We start from the raw sequence: 20,982 nt of genomic DNA, 5'->3' as shown, positions 1-20,982 counted from the left end.
GTTCATTTTTTAAACCCTTTTTTTTACATAAATTTAACAATTCGAAGCTAAAAGTATAAGCACAAAACAAAAATTTTAACCTAAACAAAAAGTATGAAAACAATTTACAAAAAGTTGTTATTTTTATTCCTTCTAATGCCATTGAGTGTTTTAGCACAAAGCTCAATTAGTGGTGTTGTTTTAGATGCAAAGACGAGTCAGCCTTTGCCGGGAGTAAATGTAATCGTTCAAGGTGCTAGCAATAGCACAACAACAGATTTTGATGGTAAATTTCTGTTAAATGGACTAAAAAACGGCGATAAAATCGTTGTTTCTTATGTTGGTTATCAGTCTGAAACTATCAATTATTCTGGACAAAAGCAAGTAAGTGTGAGTTTGAACGAGGACTCAACACAATTGCAAGAAGTAGTAGTTCAAATTGGTTATGGTAGTGTTAAGAAAAAAGATGCTACAGGTTCAGTTACAGTAATTTCTGCTAAAGATTTTAATAAAGGTGCTAACGTAACAGTTGATAATCTTCTTACAGGAAAAGTAGCTGGTGTTGCGATAAATACAAATGGTGGTTCTCCTGGTTCAGTTCCTACAATAAGAATTAGAGGTGGATCTTCTTTATTAGCAAATAATGACCCTCTTATAGTATTGGATGGTTTGCCAATGGACTCAAGAGTTTTAGCCACATTGAATCCTAATGATGTTGAGAGTTTTACTGTTTTGAAAGATGCTTCTGCAACTGCCATATATGGTTCTAGAGCATCAAATGGTGTGATTATTATTACCACAAAAAAAGGTGGAAAAAATCTTCAAGTTGAGTATAATTTTCAGTATGGTAGTGGTAATAAATTTAATAAAATAGACGTTCTTTCTGCAGATCAATTTAGAGAAGCAGTAAATTTTGTTTATCCTGTAACTGGTTCAAGTCCAAACGATGCTTTTAATCAATCAATTAGAGACAAAGTTGGGACAGCTAATACAGATTGGCAAGAGGAAATTTATAGAAGAACAGATTATATAGATAATAATCTTTCTTTGAAAGGTAACTTATTTAAAAGAATACCAACAAGATTAACTATTGGAAATACCTATCAAGAAGGTTTGAGACTAACAGATAAATTAAATAGAAATAGTGTTTCTTTAAATATGAGTCCAAGTTTTTTTGACAATCATTTAAAAACGAGATTATCTGTAAACTTTACTAATTCAAAAAGAAGGAATGCTCCAGGTGTAGAAGGCTCTGCAATATTGATGGATCCAACACAGCCAGTTTACGATCCTGAGTCTCCATTTGATGGTTTTTTTGAATTCAGATCAGGAAATACACTAAATTCTTTTGCGCCTATTGCTGTACCCAATCCAGTCGCGCAATTACTTCAAACAAACAATACAAGTGAAAACAACAAGTTATTTGGAAATTTTGAAGTAGATTATAAATTTCACTTTTTTCCAGATTTAAGATGGGTCACCAATCTTGGTTATGATAGAGATTCTGGTTTTAGCAGAAATATTACTCCATCTACAGCAAGAACTTCGCCAATAAGATTGAATCAATTTATTGGCAATAATAGCTACAATGATGGTGTTGGAACAAACAAATTATTAGACACCTATTTTGTTTATTCTAAAAACTTAAATGATTTTAGTATAGATTTTACCGCAGGTTATTCTTATCAAATTTTTGAGTCTTATGGTAAAAGTAGAGGTAATTCTAATGATCCAGACGCTTTTACTCAGAAATTTGAAAGTGATGACATCGTTTATGTCGGATATATTGGTAGAACAAACCTTTCTTATAAAAACAAGTATTATTTAACATTAAGTTATCGTAGAGACGGAACATCGCGTTTTGGAGAGTTAAACCGATGGGGCAATTTTCCAGCTGCTACTTTTGCGTGGAAACTAAAAGAAGAATTTTTCTCAAAAAGTAATTCTTTAAGCGAGTTAAAGTTAAAAGCAGGTTGGGGTGTTACTGGGCAACAGGATATAGGTGTAGGGACTTTTTACTTACCTCAGTATTTTTTAGGGAATCAGAATACACAATACTCAATTGATAATAACTATTTTCCAATTGCTCAGCCAGGAGGTTTTAATCCAAATCTTAAATGGGAGGAAACTACAACTTATAATGTCGGCCTAGATTATGGTTTTAATGATAATAGATTAAACGGTAGTTTAGATTTTTTCTACAAAAAATCCGAGGATTTGTTTCAATTAGCTCCTTTTGCTGATGGTAGTAATTTCACAAACCAAGGACCTCAGAATATAGGAACTATGAGTGTTAAAGGTTTTGAATTAAATGTAAATTATGATGTTATAAGAGGAAAAGATCTTAATTGGGACGTAAACTTTAATGCATCTAAGTTTGAGAGAAGAATTGATGAAATTGCTGGTGGTGTTTCAATTCCTGTTGGTAACATAGGAATTGGTACTGACTCTCAAATAATGGCTCAAGGATTTACCCCAAATTCTTTTTTTGTATACAAACAGTTATATAATCCAAACGGTAGTCCAATTGAGGGAGCTTTTGCTGATTTAAATGGAGATGGAATCGTTAATACAAGTGATCGTTATATTTACAAGAATACTGATCCTGATTTGGTATTAGGTTTCTCAACAAGTGTAACTTTTAGTAATTTTGATTTAGGTTTTAATTTGAGAGCAAGTTTAGGTAATAGAATTTTGAATGTTGTTAAATCTCGCTCCTCATATTATGATAGAATATTAAATGGAGAATTACAAAACTTACCATCTTCTGTTTTAGATTATAATTTTAACACTCCTGGAACTGGGCAGATTTTATCAGATTTATTTGTAGAAAATGGTTCTTTTTTAAGAATGGATTATGCTACATTTGGATATACTTTTCAAGATTGGTTGGATGGTAAAGCTACTCTTAGACTGTTTACAGGTGTTCAAAATCCATTTATTATAACTGAGTACTCAGGTTTAGATCCCGAATTTTCTGGCGGTAATGATCAAACTATTTACCCAAGACAACGACAAATATTATTTGGTGTTAATGTGAAATTTTAAAAAATTGAAATATGAAAAAAATAACTAAATTATTAATGCTTCTAACACTGCTAGCTATAGTTTATAGTTGTTCAGATGACCTAGAAGTTAAGCCGAATGATCCATTGCGTGAAGACTCTGATGCTTTTTATTCAAAACCAGATGCCTACACTAGAGCGATAGCTGGGGTTTACGCTAATCTATCAATAACTAGTACCACTGGTGCGGGAGATTCGAATTTAGGCGGTATCGATGCTGGATTTAGTCAATACGGCAGGGTTTTATGGTATTTAAATACTTTGACTACTGATGAAGCTATTTGGTCGTATGAAGGCGGTAATGATCTTGGAGTTAGAGAACTTCAAAGAAATATTTGGGATGCTGAAAATCCTTTTTTTAGAGGTATGTTTAGTAGAGCGATGTTGCAAGTTGCATTAGCAAATGAATTTTTAAGACAATCAACCCCTAGTAAATTGTCCTCAAGAGGCATTTCGGATCAGGAGCAAACAAAAATTCAAGAGTTTAGGAATGAGTCAAGAGTATTAAGAGCTTTTGCTTATTACAATATGATGGATTTATTTGGTAAAGCTGCATTTAATGATGAAAATCAATCAGTAGGAGTTAAGGGACAGCAATATAATCGTCAACAATTGTTTGATTTTATCGAAAGTGAATTATTGGAAGTCATTCCAAACCTTAAAGCACCAAGAACAAATCAACAAGGTAGATTAGATCAAGGAATGGCAAGAATGATTTTAGCTAAAATTTATTTGAATGCAGAAGTTTATATAGGAGAGAATAGATATGCAGATTGTATTGAACAATGTACTCAAATTATTAATGGAGGTTATTCCTTAGAACCAAATTATCTAGATAATTTTAAGGCTGACAATGATACTTCAACTGAAATTATTTTTGCACTACAATCAGATGGTATTTTAACACAAAATTATGGACCAACAACAGTAATGGTAAATGGTAGTATAGGTTCATTACCATCAGAACAGAATGGTGCTTCTTTTGGTGTTGGTGCCGGAGGTTGGGGTGGAGCTATTCGTTTAAGAAAACAATTTGTTGAAAAATTCAATGGATTTGAATTTGACTTTGATGCAAGAAAAACAATTTCTGGAGGTGGAGATCGTTCACTTGAAATAACTAACGTTACAAATAGAAATCAAGGTTATATTTTACAAAAATTTTCAAATGTAACTTCTACTGGTATTAGTGGTTCCAATAGTGTATTTGTTGATACTGACTTTCCTCTTTTCAGGCTAGCTGATGTTTATTTGATGTATGCAGAAGCTCAAATGAGAAATGATGGTGCAACAAATGGAAGTTCAACTACTAATGTATCTTCAACATCATTAGGATATATTAATGCTTTGAGAGAAAGAGCTAATGATGGTAACTTTGCTAATGTTACCAGTTCACAAGTAACATTAGATTTTATTTTAGATGAAAGAACAAGGGAATTACATTGGGAAGCTCATAGAAGACAAGATTTAATACGTTTTGACAAATTTACAGGTGGAAATTATAATTGGGCTTGGAAAGGTAATGGATTAAATGGTATTGCACTTCCTTCGCACTTTAAAGTCTTTCCATTACATCCGCTAACATTATCCTCAAACACTAATTTAACACAAAATACAGGTTATTAATAATTAATTAAATTAAAAAAAATGAAAAATAATTTCAAATATTTAATTGCTTCGATAGCATTTTTAGGTTTTTTATCTTGTGAAGATGAACAAGATTTAAAATTCTTGTCCCCAGAGGGAACTTTTTCAATTTTAACACCTACATCAAGTGAGTCAGTAATTTTAAGTGATATAACACCAACAAATCCAGGAATTTCTTTAGCATGGACTGCAATGGATTTTGGAACACCTACTGAAATTACTTACACAGTTGAATTGGCTGCTAGTGGAACTGAATTTGCAACACCGCAAACTTTAGCAACAACAACTAATACGTTTGCTACAATTCAAACAGCTCAATTTAACTTAGCATGTTTGACAGCTGGTGCTACTCCATTTATTGCCAGTCCTGTTGATATTAGGATAAAAGCAACTATTGGAAGTTCATCTGATGCAACATACTCAAGTACTTTAACATATACGGTAACAACCTATGGATGTTTAGGACAATTTGCTGTTGGAGCAGGAATTCCTTCTGCTGGTTGGAATTGGGACTCACCACTTATTTTAATATGTGATGATAATGTACTAACATCAACTGTAACTTTCGCAAATGATACTTTTAGATTTTTTACTGAGGAAACAGTATGGTCTTCTGGTAGAAATTTCCCTTATTATACAGACCTTGGATACAAAATTAGTTCAAATTTTGAAAATGCAAATGATGGAGACTCAAACTTTAGATTTATTGGCACTCCAGGTGTTCACCGTTTAAAAATTGATGAAAATCAAAAAACAATTACAGCTTTTCAAGGTTCAACTTCTGCGAATTCATATTGGCTTGTAGGACAGGCTACACCAGGAGGTTGGTCTTGGGCAGGTAATAATGAGTCGGAATTAGGATTAGTAGCACCAGGCGTTTATGAAGCAATTGTTCGTTTTAGTCCTGATGGTGATGCTAATTTCAGAATTTGGTTAGCAAACGATGGTGGTGATAGTTGGGGTTCTCCAAACAGAAATTTTCCTTCTTTCGTAAATGATGGGTATACAATTGATAGTGAACTTACTAATGCTAATGACGGAGATTCTAATTTTAAATATATTGGGCCAAACGCTGTTAGAAAATTCACTGTTAATACAAACACAAAAGTTATTTCAGTTGACTAATTAAATAATATTTTTGAAGGGCTGAAATAATTATTTTTTCAGCCCTTTTTTTATCAAAAAATAACTATGAAAAAGCTATTATATTTTTTTCTGGCATTTATTTTATTTACAAATGCCAATGCACAAGTTACAACTTCACCAACAACTGTTCTTGCAGAACAACCTGTAACAATTACATTTAACAAAACAGGAACAGAATTAGCTCCATATACGGGAATAATTTATGCTTACATTGGTGTCACTGTAAATGGTGTTCGATTTCAAAACATTAAAGGTAGTCCAGATTTTACTAGTCCTTTACATCCACAAATGACTCAAGTTGGGACTTCATCAAACTATACATTAACAATATCACCAGACTTATACACTTATTTTGGTGTACCAACTAATAGTTCAATAACCGAGATTTGTGTTGTCTTTAGATCTGCTGATGCAAGTTTGCAATCTAGACCAGATATTTTTATACCTGTAGGAGCATTTCAATATAATCTAACAGCTCCTGCATTAAATAGTAATAATATAATATCTAGTGGATCAAATGTAACTGTTACAGCGAATAATACAAATGGTCCTGCAAATTATCAATTATTTGTCAATGGCTCAAACACACCAATTAATAATCAGAATACTTCAAATTATTCTTTTGTTGATAACAACGTAACTGTAAATAAAAATTATGTTTTAAGAATAACTCAAGGTAATACAACATTTACAGCTAGATTTTCAGTTATTATTAATCCTGGAAATTTAACAGGAGCAATGCCTTCAGGGTTAGTTGATGGTATAAATTATAATACTTCTGATCCCACAAAAGCTACCTTAGTGTTAAACGCCCCATTTAAAAGTTTCATCTATGTGGCTGGAAGTTTTAATAACTGGCAGCCAACAAGTGCTTTTGCAATGAAAAGAGACACAGCTTCTGGTTCCACAAAATATTGGTTAGAATTAACAGGATTAACTCCTGGACAAATTTATGCCTATCAATATTGGGTATGTGATGTAGTTAATCTTCCTGCAGGTTCACCATCTATTGTAAAAACAGCAGATCCATTTTCAACTTTAGTTTTATCTCCATTTGATGATCCAGAAATTATTTCTCTTGGGGTATTTCCTAATCTTCCTGCATACTCTACAATTGCGCCAGGACAAGATAGAGAGGTGAGTGTTTTGCAAACAGGTCCAAACAATTTGTTTTCATATAATTGGAGTAGCTCAACTACAAATTTTGTAAAACCAAAAAAGAAAGATTTAGTTTTCTACGAGCTATTAGTGAGAGATTTTGATGCCAATAGAACATACCAAGATTTGATAAACAAAATTGATTATTTCAAAAATTTGAAAATCAATGCTATTAAGTTAATGCCTGTAATGGAATTCGAAGGAAACATGAGTTGGGGATATAACACAGTTTATCATATGGCTTTAGACAAACGTTATGGACCACCAGCAAAACTAAAAGAATTTATTGATTTATGTCATCAGAATGGCATTGCAGTTATATTAGATATAGCTTTAAACCATGTTTTTGGTCGTTCACCACTTGAAAGAATGTGGATGTTAGACTCTGATAACGATGGTTGGGCAAATGGAACAGGACCAAGAACAACATTTGAAAACCCTTATGTTAATGTTGAAGCACAACATTCATACAATGTTGGTAGCGATTTAAATCATTTCAGAGAAACTGGTCCTGGCGGAAATTTAACCAATACCTATGCCATTAGAACCATTCAATATTGGATAAACGAATTTAAAATTGACGGTTATCGTTGGGATTTAACAAAAGGATTCACCAATCAATGTCCTCCAAACGTTTCTGGTGGTCAAGAGCCATGTACAAATGGATATCGTTCAGATCGTAAATCAAAAATGGAATGGTATGCTACTAATCAATGGGCAGCAGATCCACTTTCACTTGTTATTTTTGAACATTTGGGAACTGGTGGTTCAGCACAAGAAGAAGTTGAATGGGCAAATTATAATAGGACAGGAAACCAAGGTGGAATCATGCAATGGCGAAAAATGACTGATCCTTATGCTAATTTGTTAAAAGGAAATGCAACAAACTTAGCCGCTGTTACTGATCCATCCGATAGAATGATAGGTTATGCTGAAAGTCATGACGAAGAAAGAGTAGTATATAAAGCTTTAAATGAAGCAGGACAAACTCAAGGTAATTTATCTAAAGTTTTGCAAAGATTACCAGCAATGGGTTCCGTATTATTTTTAGTTCCAGGTCCAAAAATGATGTGGCATTTTGGTGAACTAGGTTGGGATAAATCGCTTTGGACATGTAGCAATGGAAATGTTTCATTCTCAAATCCTGATTGTAAACTGGACACAAAACCACAGCCGCAATGGAGTGAAAATTGGTTAGAAAATGAGGCAAGAGCCAATGTATATAATCAATGGGCAAGACAAATTGATTTAAGAATTAATGAAGATGTATTTGAAAATGGTCAATTCGCTTGGAATTTTAGTCAAACAGGAAGACCAAGATTAGACGTTTGGACTAATACCGCTCAAACATCTTCACTGAGTTATGTATTTGTTTTAACAAATTTTTCAGACAATACTTATAATGCTCCAGGTGGTTTTCCATTCACAGGAAACTGGGTCAATTTAATGGATAACTCGGTAGTAAATGTTTCAAGTCAAAACCAAAGTGTTTCAATAGAACCAGGTGGTTATAGAGTTTTTGGAAATCAACAAAGTACATTAAATACTAATGCTGTTCAACAAAATAGTATTTCTATTTATCCAAATCCTGCTAAAAATTCCTTTACATTAAATGGAGAAATTTCTAAAGCCGAAATCTATTCAATAACTGGACAATTGGTAAAATCATTTACAGCAAACTCTAGCGAATATCAATATGACATATCTGATATTAACCCTGGCGTGTATTTAGTTAAAGTTCTTGATAATCAAAATAGATCAAAAACAATGAAATTAATTAAACAATAATTTGGTTAGAGTTAGTTTAGTTATTTCTAAGCCACACTGAAAAGTGTGGCTTTCTTGTTTTAAATCCAATCATAAATATTTTGAGATAATAATAATTGATGTAGTTTTGCAATATGAAAAAGCCCGCTAAGCCAGTCGTAATTAGAATTTTAAAATGGATTGGAATATCTGTTTCGTCATTAATTGCCTTATTATTTTTATTGCCAATACTTTTTCCAGGAAAAATTGCCGAAGAAGTAAAAGCATTTGCCAATAAAAAACTTGAAGGAGAACTTAATTTTAAAGAAGCAAACCTTTCTTTTTTCAATCACTTTCCATCATTGACATTAACACTCACTGATTTGTCATTAAAAGGTTCAGCACCTTATAAAAATGAAACATTACTCTCTGCTGAAGAAGTTGCTTTTGGAATTAACATAAGATCATTATTGTTCGATAAAAAAGTAAATATTGATAAAATATATGTTTCAGATGCATTAATAAATGTTTTGGTTAACGAAAAAGGTGAAGCTAATTACAATGTTTATATTTCTGAAAAAGAAACTGCCTCAAATAACCCTTCCGAAACTGCACTTCGATTAGAAAAAATTGCAATAGAAAACACTCATTTAATATATAATGATAAATCAGCCAAAATTCTTATTGATGCAAAGGGTTTTAATTATGTTGGAAATGGTGACTTAGATAAATCAATTTTTGACTTATATACGGAAGCAAAAATCGATTCATTTGATTTTACTTATGATGGTGAACAATATTTAAAAAATAAAAAAGTAAATGCGGATTTGATTACGAAGATTAATACCAATTCCTTAGCCTTTGTTTTTGAACAAAATAATTTGAAAATAAATAAACTTCCAGTTGAATTCAAAGGAAAGTTTGATTTTTTGAGTAACGGTTACGACATGGATTTTACCGTACAATCAGAAGATAGTAATTTGAGTGAATTTTTCTCAGCTTTACCACCTCAATATGTTACTTGGCTTGATAAATCTAAAGTAAAAGGAAGTACGGATTTGTCAATGTCTTTGAAAGGGAAATATATTGCTTCTAAAAATCAAAAGCCAAATCTTGCTTTCAATATGAAAATAAGGGATGGTTTTGTGAATTATGATGATTCTCCGATTTCAGCATCCAATATTTTTCTGAATTTTGATACAAAATTGCCTTCGCTTGATACTGAGCAATTAACAGTAAATCTTGATTCTATTTTCTTTAATCTTGACAATGATTATGTAAAAGCAATTATTAAAACGAAAGGACTATCAAATCCAAAAATAGATGCAAAAATTGAAACTAAAGTAAATTTGGCAACGCTAAACAGAGCTTTCGGACTTCAAAATATGGATTTGCGTGGAACGTTAAACACCAACATTCAAGCACTTGGAATTTATGATAAAAAGAACAACAAAATTCCAGTTACAAAAGGTAAGATTGAATTAAAAAATGGTTTTGTCAAGACAGATTATTATCCCAATCCTATCAAAAATATCAACGTAATTGCTACTATAATTGATGAAAAAGGTTCACTAGACGATTTGAAAATTCACATCACACCAGCTTCTTTAGAATTTGAAGGGAAGCCAATTTATGTCAACGCAATTCTAGAAGATTTCCAAAATATTAAATATGATATCAAGGCAAAAGGAGAATTGAATTTGGGTAAAATCTATAAAGTTTTCTCTAAAAAAGGTCTTGATTTAGATGGTTTTGTTAAAGCCGATGTTTCATTTAAAGGAACTCAAAATGATGCTATTAACGGCAATTATGCCAAACTTCAAAACAAAGGAACGTTGGTATTGCGCGATATTAAAACACGTACAGAATATCTTCCTAAACCATTTATTATCAGAGAAGGAAATTTCGTTTTCAATCAAGATAAAATGAACTTCAATGAATTCAAAGCAACATATGGTGAGTCTGATTTTAAAATGAATGGATTTATGCAAAATGTAATCGATTTTGTATTGACTAACAATGCTGTTTTGAAAGGAAACTTCACCTTGCATTCCGATTTTATCAATGTAGATGAATTTATGACAGTAACTGAAAATAATAAAACTGCTGTTGATTCTTTAGCGATTAATCCGGCTTCTGGAGTTGTTATTATTCCACCAAATTTTGATTTAGAATTTAATGCAACTGCCAACAAAGTAAATTTCGAAGATTTGAAATTAGAAAATCTTAAAGGCAAAATGAATATCAATAAAGGTCAATTGGCATTAAAAAATTCAGCTTTCGATTTAATTGGTTCCAATGTAAAAATGGATGTTGTTTATGGAAATCAATCATCCGAAAAAGCATTTTTTGACTTTAAAGTCAATGCTAAAGATTTTGATATAAAACGTGCTTATAACGAAATTAAAATGTTTCGTGAAATGGCTTCAGCAGCCGAAAGCGCCGAAGGAATTGTGTCTCTTGATTATAAAGTTGCTGGAATTTTGAATAATAATATGGAGCCAATCTATCCTTCTTTAACTGGTGGCGGAACACTTTCGGTTAAAAAAGTAAAAATGAAAGGGTTTAAAATGTTTGGAACGGTTAGTAAAAAAACCGGAAAAGATGCTATCGCAAATCCTGATTTAAGCGAAGTTAAAATCAATACTAAAATTAAAAACAATATCATTACCATTGAGCGTTTCAAATTCAAAGTAGCTGGTTTTAGACCAAGAATTGAGGGAACAACTAGTTTCGACGGCAAATTGAATATCAAAATGAGACTAGGTTTACCGCCATTAGGTATAATCGGTATTCCATTAAAAATAACAGGAACACAAGATAATCCAAAAGTGAAATTGGGTAAACAAACCGAAGACTTAGAAGAAACCGAATACAATGGTGAAGTGCCAACACCATTACAAAATCAACAAACTACAGAAAATAAATAAAAAAAACCCGAAACATTTGCTTCAGGTTTTTGTGGTATCTCCAGTCCCGAAGCTTCAGGAGAACCAGTGGCACATGTGTTTTTATTGTTTTTTTGATAAAATATCAATAAGAATTTCAGGATTGGAAATTACTTTTTTAATAAAAGTTTTGCTTTTCATTTTTTTAATAAATTTTTCAAGATATAAAGCATCATTCTTTTGATCACATTCAAACGATAAAACTAGTTCCCAATCTTCAGCAATTTTAGAATAGGAATTTGAATACACATGGTTGTTATGTTTTAGTATTCTTTCTTGAACGTTATGATTTTCAACAACTTAATACTTATTAGTAGAAAAAGAAAACATAATATATAGAAAGTGTTTCATTTTGTAAAAATAAAAAAACCCGAAACATTTGTTTCGGGTTTTTCGTGGTATCTCCAGGAATCGAACCAGGGACACATGGATTTTCAGTCCATTGCTCTACCAACTGAGCTAAGATACCTTGCTTTGTTGCGGGTGCAAATATAGAACGATTTTTAATTTATCCAAAACAAATACTAAAAAAAATCTATCGTAACTTAGCCAAATAAAATACTTGGTTATGCTTTTAGCAATTGATGTTGGCAATACTCGAATTAAAACAGCTGTATTTGAGCAGAATACGTTTGTGGACTATTCTGTTTTTACCAAAAAAGAATTTAATGAAAAAGTGAGTTTTATTTTAAATCAGTATCCAAAAATCTCTTCTATTGTAGTTGCATCAGTTGGTAATTTGGATAAAAATGATTTTTTAGCATTCGAAAACAAAGCTAAAATACTATTCATAAACAATGAAGTCAAATTTCCGTTTACTAATTTATATGAAACGCCAAATACTTTAGGAATTGATAGAATGGTTTTAGCAACTGGAGCGGTGCTTCAATTTCCTATGCAAAATAGATTAGTTATCGATGCTGGAACATGTATCACTTACGATTTTATTGATGAAAATGATAATTATCTTGGCGGTGCAATTTCCCCTGGAATTCGTTTGCGCTATGAATCGCTTCATCAATTTACAGCGAAATTGCCACTATTAACTAAAACAAATCCAAAAAGTTGCATCGGGAATTCTACTAACGAATCAATACATTCGGGCGTTGTAAATGGTTTGACAAACGAAATAGACGGATTTATTGATTACTATAAATCATTAAACGCTAATTTTATCATAATTTTAACTGGTGGCGATGCTGAATTTTTGGCTATGCGATTAAAAAATACCATATTTGCCAATTCAAATTTTCTACTAGAAAGTTTGAATCAAACATTTCAATACAATCAAAATGATTAAAAAATTTATAGTAAGCCTTTGTTTACTTTTTACTTTGGTTTCTTTTGCTCAAGAAGGAACTTCATCCCCTTACTCTTTTTATGGATTAGGAGATGTTAAATTTAAAGGAACTGTTGAAAATCGTTCTATGGGTGGAGTTTCTGTTTTTGCAGATAGTATTCACGTAAATTTGCAAAATCCAGCACAATTTGCCAGCTTAAAATTGACATCTTTTGCAATTGGTGGAAGTTATTTAACTACTAAATTTAGAACAGAAACACAAGAAGAAAAAGCAAGAAGAACTACGCTAGATTATCTTGCAGTTGGAATTCCTGCCGGAAAACTTGCCTTTGGCTTTGGTTTGATTCCTTACACTGCTGTTGGATATAAAATTAATCAAACAACAACTGGTCCAAACGCAACCGAAACCGATTATAAAGGTATTGGAGGAATGAATAAAGTTTTCTTCGGAACCGCCTACAAAATCACAAAAAATATAAATATTGGAGCTGAGGCACAATATAATTTTGGTTCAATTGAGACAACAAGTTTTAGAACTCGTAATGATGTTCAATATGGAACAAATGAAGAAAATATTTCTGAAATTCAAGGATTTAGTTTTACAACAGGTTTGACTATTCAGCAAAAAGTAAAATCAAAATACACTTATTTTGGAAGTTTGGTTTATTCTCCAGAGACTGATTTAACAATTAAAAATCAACGTACAATTACAGTAAGTGGTGATGTGGATGAACAACCAGTTCAAAATTCAACCTTTAAGTCACCTTCAAAATTTGCAATTGGCTCTGGTTTTGGTATAGTAAAAAAATGGCTTATCGGTGCCGAAGTAACAATGCAAAGTACAAGTGATTTAAAAAATCGTTTTGATGACATAGTTGGTGTTACTTTTGAAAATTCTACACGATATAGTTTTGGGGGTTATTTTATCCCAAATTATAATTCATACTCGAGTTATTTAAAAAGAGTTACCTATCGTGCTGGTGTGCGATATGAAAACACAGGAATGATATTAAGAAACAAATCGATTGAAGATTTTGCAGTAACTGCTGGTTTAGGTTTGCCTCTTGGTGGAACTTTTTCAAAAATCAACGTAGGATTAGAAATTGGAAAACGAGGAACTGTTTACAATAATTTAGTTGAAGAAAATTATATTAACCTAAGTATTGGTTTATCGCTAAGCGACAGATGGTTTGTTAAACGTAAATACGATTAAATTTTAATTTTATGAGAACATTTTTTTCCTTAACTGTATTGCTTTTATCTTTCATAAGCAATGCTCAAAAAGTAGATTGTTCTTTAAAAACTAAAGAATATCAGGATTTTATTATCGCACTTGATTTTGAACAAGCACTTTCTTCATGGGAAACCGTTCAGAAAAATTGCCCCAAACAAAGTGAAGAACTCTACACCGATGGACAAAAAATTCTCCAATTCAAAATTGATAATGCTCAATCTCCTGAGGAAAAAGAAAAATTAGTTCGTCAGGCAATTAAAGTTTACGATCAATTCAATAAAAATTTTCCATTAGCATCGCAAGATTTTGAAATTAAAAAAGCTATTTTATTATTAAATAGCAATGTTGGTTCAGAAGATGAAATTCTATCGTTATTAAATAATGGATTTAAAAATGCTTCTGATAAAATAACTGATGCTAATGCTATATTTTCTTATTTTAAATTGAATGTAGCTAAATTAAAAACAGAAGATAAAACGTTTACAATCGATGGTGTTTTGGAAAAATATTTTCAGACCAACACATTGTTGTCCAAACTTGAGATTTCAAATCCAGACAAAAAAGAAGAGTATCAAGCTGCTTTGAGAAGAGTGAAAATTGAAGGAAGAGCAGTGGCTACTTGTGAAAATCTAACTGCATACTTAGAAAAAAGACTTCCTGAAAATAGCGAAAATCCATCATGGTTAGCAACTTCGTTAAATGTACTTATTACAAAATGCAGTAGCCAACCTATATTCATGACTTTGGCTAGTAAATTGTATTTGAATGAAGTAACAGCAGAATCGGCAGGATTTATAGCTCTTGCATCATTAAAAAACAGAAATTTTGAAGATGCAAAAAAATATTATGAGCAAGCAGCTGAACTAGAAACAAATCCATCTGAAAAAGCTAAAATCTACTATAATACTGCAGTTGGATTATATAGTTCGGATTTGATAAATTCTAAAAAACAGTTAGAGAAAGCACTAAAAGCAGATCCGAAATTTGTAAAAGCCTACATATTTTTAGCACAATTATATTCTAATAATGCTGAGAAATGTGGCAAAACACCATTTGAGAAAAAAGCAATACACAATTTAGCAATTTATACGGCGAATAAAGTATTGGCTATCGATCCAAAAATGCGAACTAATATTGAAAGTTTAACTACTGGTTTTTCAAAAAAAGCACTTACAATGGATGAAATCGCAAAAGCGAAATTGTTCGGAAAAAAATACACTATCACTGGCTGTGACATTAATGAAACTTTCACTTTTCCTGATAAGAAATAATGCAATTCACGAAAAAAATATCTTTTTTTCTAACAGTTCTACTCTGTAGCATTGCCATTGTTTCTTGTGAAAGTAATTTTAAAGAAGTGCAAAAAATGGGATTATCCGAATTTAGTCCAAGTGGTGAAGCGGATACTATAAACTTAAAGTATACCGATTCAGGAAGAATAAAAGCTGTTTTAATAAGTCCAAAAATGCTCGAATATGGAATGGTAGAGTTTCCTTTTACAGAATTTCCAAAGGGAATTGACTTAACGCTTTTTGATGCAAAAGGGAAAAAGACTTTTGTAAAATCCAATTACGCCATTTCTCACAAGGGAACAAATATTATTGATTTACAAGGAAAAGTAAAAATCACCAACGAAACAGGCGAAACATTAGAGACAGAACAGTTGTATTTTGACCAAAAAAATGAATGGTTTTTTACTCAAGAAAAATTTAAATTCACTTCTCCAAAAGGAGTTTCTTATGGTGAAGGAATAGATTTTAGCAAGGATTTCAAAAAAGTAAACTCTCAGAAAATTTCTGGAGAAATAGACGAATCAGATTAAAAATTATAAAAATGAATTACTTAAAATTTACCCAATACGCTTACTTAATCGCAGGAGCAATCTTTGCTTACGATGCATTTACTAAATGGCAGTCTAATGATGATAATTATATTCTTAGTGCTGTTTTTGCAGTGATTGGAATATTCATGTTTTTCTTCCGCAGAAAATATGCGAAACGTTTTGACCAACAGAATAAAAAGGAGTAAAATATTCTGGTTCAAAAAAAATCGAGAATTACATAAAAATATAAGCATCTGATTGTTATTATTTCATAGATAATTGTATTTTCGCAAACTGAATTAAAAATTAACATAAAAATACGATGGCAGTTTTATCAAAAATTAGACAACGTTCAGGATTATTGATTGGTATGATTGCATTTGCATTATTTGCATTTGTAATTGGAGATTTAATCCAAAGCGGAAGTTTTAGTCAAACCTCAAGAGAAGTTGGAAGCATAAATGGAGAAGATATTTCTTTTGATGAATTTAATTTAAAAGTAAGTAATGCTGAAAAAAGTGGACAAGGAATGTCAGCTCTTCAAGCATCTAACCAAATTTGGAATCAAGAAGTAAGTATTGCGTTATTAACTTCTGAGTTCGAGAAATTAGGAATTAGAGTTGGTGAGAAACACATTGTTGAAGTGTTTAAAGCAGACCAAAATATTGCTCAAAATCCAGCTTTTTTAAATGCATTAGGTAAATTTGACTTAGCAAAATTTAAAGATTATTTCAAAGCAAATCCAGAAGGAATTCAATATTTGAAAGAAAGAGAAAAAGACGCTGAGTTGAATGCAAAATACCAAATTTACAATGCTTTAGTAAAAGGTGCATTATACACAACAGAAGCTGAAGGAAAATTCAAATACGAAATGGAAGCTAACAAAGTTAGTTTTGATTTTGTTAGTGTTCCATTTTCTTCAATAAAAGATAGCGACGTTAAAGTAACAGATGAAGAAATCGTTGCTTATATGAAAACAAAAGAGAAAAAATTCAAATCTGAAGAAACTCGTGAGTTAGATTACGTTCTAATTGAAGAAAAGCCTTCAAAACAAGACGAATCTGAAATCAAAGCGAAAGTTGATGGATTGCTATTGCCAAGCGTTCGTTACAATAAAGAAACAGGAAAAAACGATACGATTTCTGGATTTAGATCAGCAACTAATATTGCAGAGTTTGTAAATGCTAATTCAGACAGACCTTTTGATTCAACTTATATCGCTAAACAAGATTTACCAGCAGAACATGCAGAAAAACTATTTGCATTACCTGTAGGTGAAATTTATGGACCATATATCTACAATAATTACTATTGTATTTCAAAAGGATTAGGAAGAAAAGCAGGTGCAAAAGCAAAAGCAAGTCATATCTTAATCAGTTGGGAAGGAACTCAAGTGCCTAACAAAAAAGAAAAAAGAACTAAAGAAGAAGCAAAAGCTAAAGCAGAAAGTTTGTTAGCACAAGCTCAAGCAAATCCTGGAATGTTTATGATGTTGGCCATGACTAATTCTGATGACTCTTCTTCGCAACAAGGTGGTGATTTAGGTTATTTTGGTCCAGGTCAAATGGTAAAACCATTTAATGATTTCGTTTTTAACAATCCTATTGGAAAAGTTGGTTTGGTTGAAACTGAATTTGGTTACCATGTAATTAATGTTACCGATAAGCAAGATGCTGTTAAACTAGCCACTATTGCACAAAAAATTGCTCCTTCTGAAGCAACAAATGATAAAGTTTATGCTGATGCTACTAAATTTGAAATGGAAGCTGCAAGCAAGGATTTTACAGCTTTAGCGAAACAAATGAAATTAACAGTTACGCCATCAGTTAGAGTTAAAGCGATTGACGAAAGTTTTGGAACAATTAACAACCAAAGACAAATCGTAAAATGGGCATTTAATTCGGATACTAATATCGGTGATGTAAAACGTTTTGAAATTGTAAACGTTGGACACGTTATTGCAAAATTGAAAAAAGTTACTGAAAAAGGACTAATGGCTGTTGAAGATGCTAGACCAATGGTTGAACCAATTCTTAAAAACAGAAAGAAAGCTGAAAAAATTAAAGCAAAATTATCAGGTTCGTCTTTAGCTACAATTGCTGCTGCTAATAAAGTAACGGTTTTAAATGCAGTTGATTTAACTGTTGAAAACGCTGCACTTCCTGGAGCTGGATTTGAACCAAAAGTGGTTGGTTCTGCATTTACTTCAAAAGTTGGTCAGGTTTCTAAACCAATTGATGGAAATTCTGGTGTGTATGTTATTGTTACAAAATCGGTTGTTAAAGCACCAGTTTTGAAAAAACATGACGAATATGTGAACAAACTAAAACCACAAGTTGCTAATTATGCTGGTAGAGTTTTACCTGCGTTGAAAAACGAAGCTGATATCCAAGATAACAGAGCAAACTTCTACTAGTAGAAATTTATATCATACAAAAAATGCCTCAATTTATTGAGGCATTTTTTGTTTTATTATGTTTTGAATTTCTTTACAAAAGGACTTTCATGAAATTAGCGATACAATTAAGTTAATATCATTTCATCATAAGAAATGACTGTTTCAAAGCCTTTTTGTTTGAAATAATTGGTTGGATTTTCTTTTGAAAAAGCCAAAATAAAATCTCCGCCCCAAGCACCGAGACTTTTTAAAACACCATTAAAATCTTCAAAAACGGCTTCTTTAATAGTGGAAAGTTCTAATACTTTGCTCATTTCGATTTCGTGTTTTTGAATTTGGTGAGCAAATTTTTTAGCATCATCTGTAGAAATAATCGTCTGGGTTATTTCGTTAAACGATGGAATGATTTTATGAATATCACCTTGTTTGTTATAATAAGCGGCAATGGCTTCGCGACTGTTTTGTTTTTTATTTAAGTAAACAAAGTAGATGTTTTGACTAAAACTGGGTTTAAAATCTACCGTTGTTACTTTGGGTAATTCGTTAATCAATTGATATAAAATTGCCGAATTATTTTGTGCGCAAGCAATGTCATAACCACTTCCTCCAAAACTATTTCGTAGTAATTGAAACGCATCGATTTCTAACCATTGTGCAATATTATTTATTAATGTTGATGATGTTCCTAAACCCCAATTTTTTGGAAAACTCAATTCGGTAGTGATTTTATAACCATTGGATTGAGTAATGAAATTTGAATTCTGAAGGTACGCTTCGTGTAAAATGTCAATTAGTGTGTTTTTTACACTTTTGATATCGTCAAGGCGTTCTTTTCTGACGATAGATGAAAATGGAATGTTGTCTTCGAACCAAATGCTCCCATCGCTGTCAAAACTTGTCCAAGTAATGATGTTGTTTTCTCCTTGTTCTACTTGTAGTGTTTGTCCAAATTTTGTGGGCAAAGCCAAAGCAATTGCTCCATCGAGAACAACATATTCGCTGGTGATGAGTAATTTTCCGTTGCTGTAGAAGGTTTTTTTCATGAAGCTGATTTAGTGCTATGGTTTCTTTTTTATCCCCGATTGTAGTGGAAATCCTTTTTTGTTTTTTTAGCAATTGTACCTCGACTGCGCTCGGTGTGATAAAACAAAAAAGATTGGAACGAAAAGCGGGAATATGGTTTGTTCAAATGCGCAAGCGATTCGATTCAAATTTATTTCCTTAAACTTTCGATTAATTCCACTACCGAAGCATGAGAAATAGTATTGTTTTCAAAGTGTTTGGCGATGGTAATTCGTTCTTCTTTTGTGGCATGAAATTGATTTAAGATGTTGTTGATGTGCATTTTCATATGTCCTTCTTGAATTCCAGTTGTGGTTAACGAACGCAAAGCGGCAAAATTTTGGGCTAAACCGGTTACGGCTACGATTTCCATTAGTTCGTGAGCTGTTGGTTTTCCTAGGATTTCCAAGGCAATTTTTACTAATGGATGTAGCGATGTCAATCCGCCAACGGTTCCAAGTGCGAGTGGAATTTCCATCCAAAAAGTGAATATTCCATTTTCTATTTTGGCATGAGATAAGCTGGAATAGTTGCCGTTTTTTGAAGCATAAGCATGAATTCCGGCTTCAACGGCGCGAAAATCGTTGCCTGTGGCTAGAACGACTGCGTCAATTCCGTTCATTATCCCTTTGTTGTGCGTAACAGCGCGAAAAGGTTCGATTTCGGCAATGCGAACGGCTTGCACAAATTTTTCTGCAAACTCGATTGGGTTTTGAATATTTTTTTCGGCTAAATCTTCAACTTTACAGGAAACTTCGGCACGAACGATACAATTGGGAACATAATTGGACAAAATGCTCATCACAACTTGAATGTTTTTTTCTTCTTCGGAAAAAAGTTCAAATTGTTGTGCTTCGGTTTTCAGCGTTTGTGCAAATTGTTCCAAACACGAGTTGATAAAATTTGCACCCATGCTGTCTTTGGTTTCAAATGTAGCATGAAGTTGAAAGTAGTTTTCGAGTTCGGCGGTTTTATTTCGTAGTTCAATATCTAGAATTCCACCACCGCGTTTTTGCATGTTTTTGGTTATGCTTTCGGTTTCTTTAAAGAATTTTGGCTTGGTTTGGATGAAAAATTGCTCTAGTTTTTGAACATCGCCTTTATAAAGGAAATGTACTTGACCAATTTTTTCGGAGTTTAAAACAGTTGCTTTAAATCCACCACGTGTTGACCAATATTTAGCCGATTTTGCCGCAGCAGCAACAACCGAACTTTCTTCAATTACCATCGGAACGGTTTTGTATTTTCCGTTGATTAAAAAATTAGGTGCAATTCCCATTGGTAAATAGAAATTTGAAATTGTGTTTTCTATGAATTCATCATGGAGTTGTTGCAGTTTTTCATCGCTGTTCCAATATTGTTTTATTGTAGCAACGGCTTCACTTGGATTAGCGAAATAAGTGGTTGCTATCCAATTGATTTTTTCTTCTTTGGATAATTTTGAAAATCCAGAAACGGCTTGGCTCATTAGTAATGCTTA

13 protein-coding genes, 1 tRNA gene and 1 pseudogene are annotated in these 20,982 nt (G+C 32.2%); 11 read left to right on the top strand and 4 right to left on the bottom strand.

The features are described 5' to 3' along the window. Nucleotides 1–93: 93 nt before the first annotated feature. The 5 genes from BC748_RS09085 to BC748_RS09065 all read left to right on the top strand — a co-directional run bounded on the left by BC748_RS09085 (nt 94) and on the right by BC748_RS09065 (nt 11,668). Nucleotides 94–3,027, top strand: coding sequence for a SusC/RagA family TonB-linked outer membrane protein (locus BC748_RS09085; RefSeq protein ID WP_133533175.1), 2,934 nt, complete (start codon nt 94–96; stop codon nt 3,025–3,027). 11 nt (nt 3,028–3,038) lie between these two features. Beyond that, nucleotides 3,039–4,667 (top strand): RagB/SusD family nutrient uptake outer membrane protein, encoded by a 1,629-nt coding sequence (locus tag BC748_RS09080; protein ID WP_133533174.1) that lies wholly within the window; start codon nt 3,039–3,041, stop codon nt 4,665–4,667. 21 nt (nt 4,668–4,688) lie between these two features. Continuing rightward, complete coding sequence (locus tag BC748_RS09075; RefSeq protein ID WP_133533173.1) at nt 4,689–5,813, top strand: SusE domain-containing protein; 1,125 nt, start codon at nt 4,689–4,691, stop codon at nt 5,811–5,813. Nucleotides 5,814–5,879: 66 nt separating this feature from the next. Continuing rightward, the gene (locus tag BC748_RS09070; RefSeq protein WP_133533172.1) at nt 5,880–8,780 is read left to right on the top strand and encodes a T9SS type A sorting domain-containing protein; all 2,901 of its coding nucleotides are present in this window, start codon (nt 5,880–5,882) and stop codon (nt 8,778–8,780) included. A gap of 113 nt (nt 8,781–8,893) precedes the next feature. Continuing rightward, entirely contained in the window at nt 8,894–11,668 is a 2,775-nt protein-coding gene (locus tag BC748_RS09065; RefSeq protein ID WP_133533171.1) for an AsmA family protein, read from the top strand. 81 nt (nt 11,669–11,749) lie between these two features. On the opposite strand, the pseudogene BC748_RS09060 reads toward BC748_RS09065, so the two are convergent. Beyond that, nucleotides 11,750–11,959 (bottom strand): annotated as a pseudogene (locus tag BC748_RS09060) (GIY-YIG nuclease family protein); the annotation flags it as partial. A 123-nt stretch (nt 11,960–12,082) separates the two neighbouring features. Continuing rightward, nucleotides 12,083–12,155, bottom strand: a tRNA-Phe gene (locus tag BC748_RS09055). A 99-nt stretch (nt 12,156–12,254) separates the two neighbouring features. Between BC748_RS09055 and BC748_RS09050 the strand changes: the two genes are divergently transcribed. The 6 genes from BC748_RS09050 (at nt 12,255) to BC748_RS09025 (ending at nt 18,458) form a co-directional block, all read left to right on the top strand. After that, nucleotides 12,255–12,986, top strand: a complete 732-nt coding sequence (locus BC748_RS09050) for a type III pantothenate kinase (RefSeq protein WP_133533169.1) — start codon at nt 12,255–12,257, stop codon at nt 12,984–12,986. Continuing rightward, entirely contained in the window at nt 12,979–14,199 is a 1,221-nt protein-coding gene (bamG, locus tag BC748_RS09045) for a BamG family beta-barrel-assembly machinery protein (RefSeq protein WP_133533168.1), read from the top strand. The genes BC748_RS09050 and bamG overlap by 8 nt, the downstream gene beginning before the upstream one ends. Before the next feature lie 11 nt (nt 14,200–14,210). After that, a complete protein-coding gene (locus tag BC748_RS09040) occupies nt 14,211–15,491 on the top strand; it encodes a tetratricopeptide repeat protein (RefSeq protein ID WP_133533167.1) in 1,281 nt (426 codons plus the stop codon). Further along, nucleotides 15,491–16,042 carry an LPS export ABC transporter periplasmic protein LptC gene (gene lptC / locus BC748_RS09035; protein WP_133533166.1) on the top strand — a complete coding sequence of 184 codons (552 nt, stop codon included), beginning with the start codon at nt 15,491–15,493 and terminating at the stop codon, nt 16,040–16,042. Before BC748_RS09040 ends, lptC begins: the two co-directional genes overlap by 1 nt. A gap of 11 nt (nt 16,043–16,053) precedes the next feature. Continuing rightward, a complete protein-coding gene (locus BC748_RS09030; protein ID WP_133533165.1) occupies nt 16,054–16,248 on the top strand; it encodes a hypothetical protein in 195 nt (64 codons plus the stop codon). Between the two features lie 116 nt (nt 16,249–16,364). Further along, on the top strand, nt 16,365–18,458 hold the full coding sequence (locus BC748_RS09025) for a peptidylprolyl isomerase (RefSeq protein WP_133533164.1): 2,094 nt from the start codon (nt 16,365–16,367) through the stop codon (nt 18,456–18,458). A 107-nt stretch (nt 18,459–18,565) separates the two neighbouring features. Here the strand turns inward: BC748_RS09025 and BC748_RS09020 are convergent, their stop codons facing one another. Continuing rightward, nucleotides 18,566–19,483, bottom strand: coding sequence for a GYDIA family GHMP kinase (locus tag BC748_RS09020; RefSeq protein ID WP_133533163.1), 918 nt, complete (start codon nt 19,481–19,483; stop codon nt 18,566–18,568). A 170-nt stretch (nt 19,484–19,653) separates the two neighbouring features. Then, nucleotides 19,654–20,970: a hydroxymethylglutaryl-CoA reductase, degradative gene (locus tag BC748_RS09015; RefSeq protein ID WP_133533162.1), complete on the bottom strand. Its 1,317-nt coding sequence runs from the start codon at nt 20,968–20,970 to the stop codon at nt 19,654–19,656. Between the last annotated feature and the right edge of the window lie 12 nt (nt 20,971–20,982).

Source organism: Flavobacterium dankookense (genome assembly GCF_004362665.1).
GTDB classification, from domain to species: Bacteria; Bacteroidota; Bacteroidia; order Flavobacteriales; family Flavobacteriaceae; genus Flavobacterium; species Flavobacterium dankookense.
This window is presented reverse-complemented; position numbering and strand designations above follow the sequence as displayed.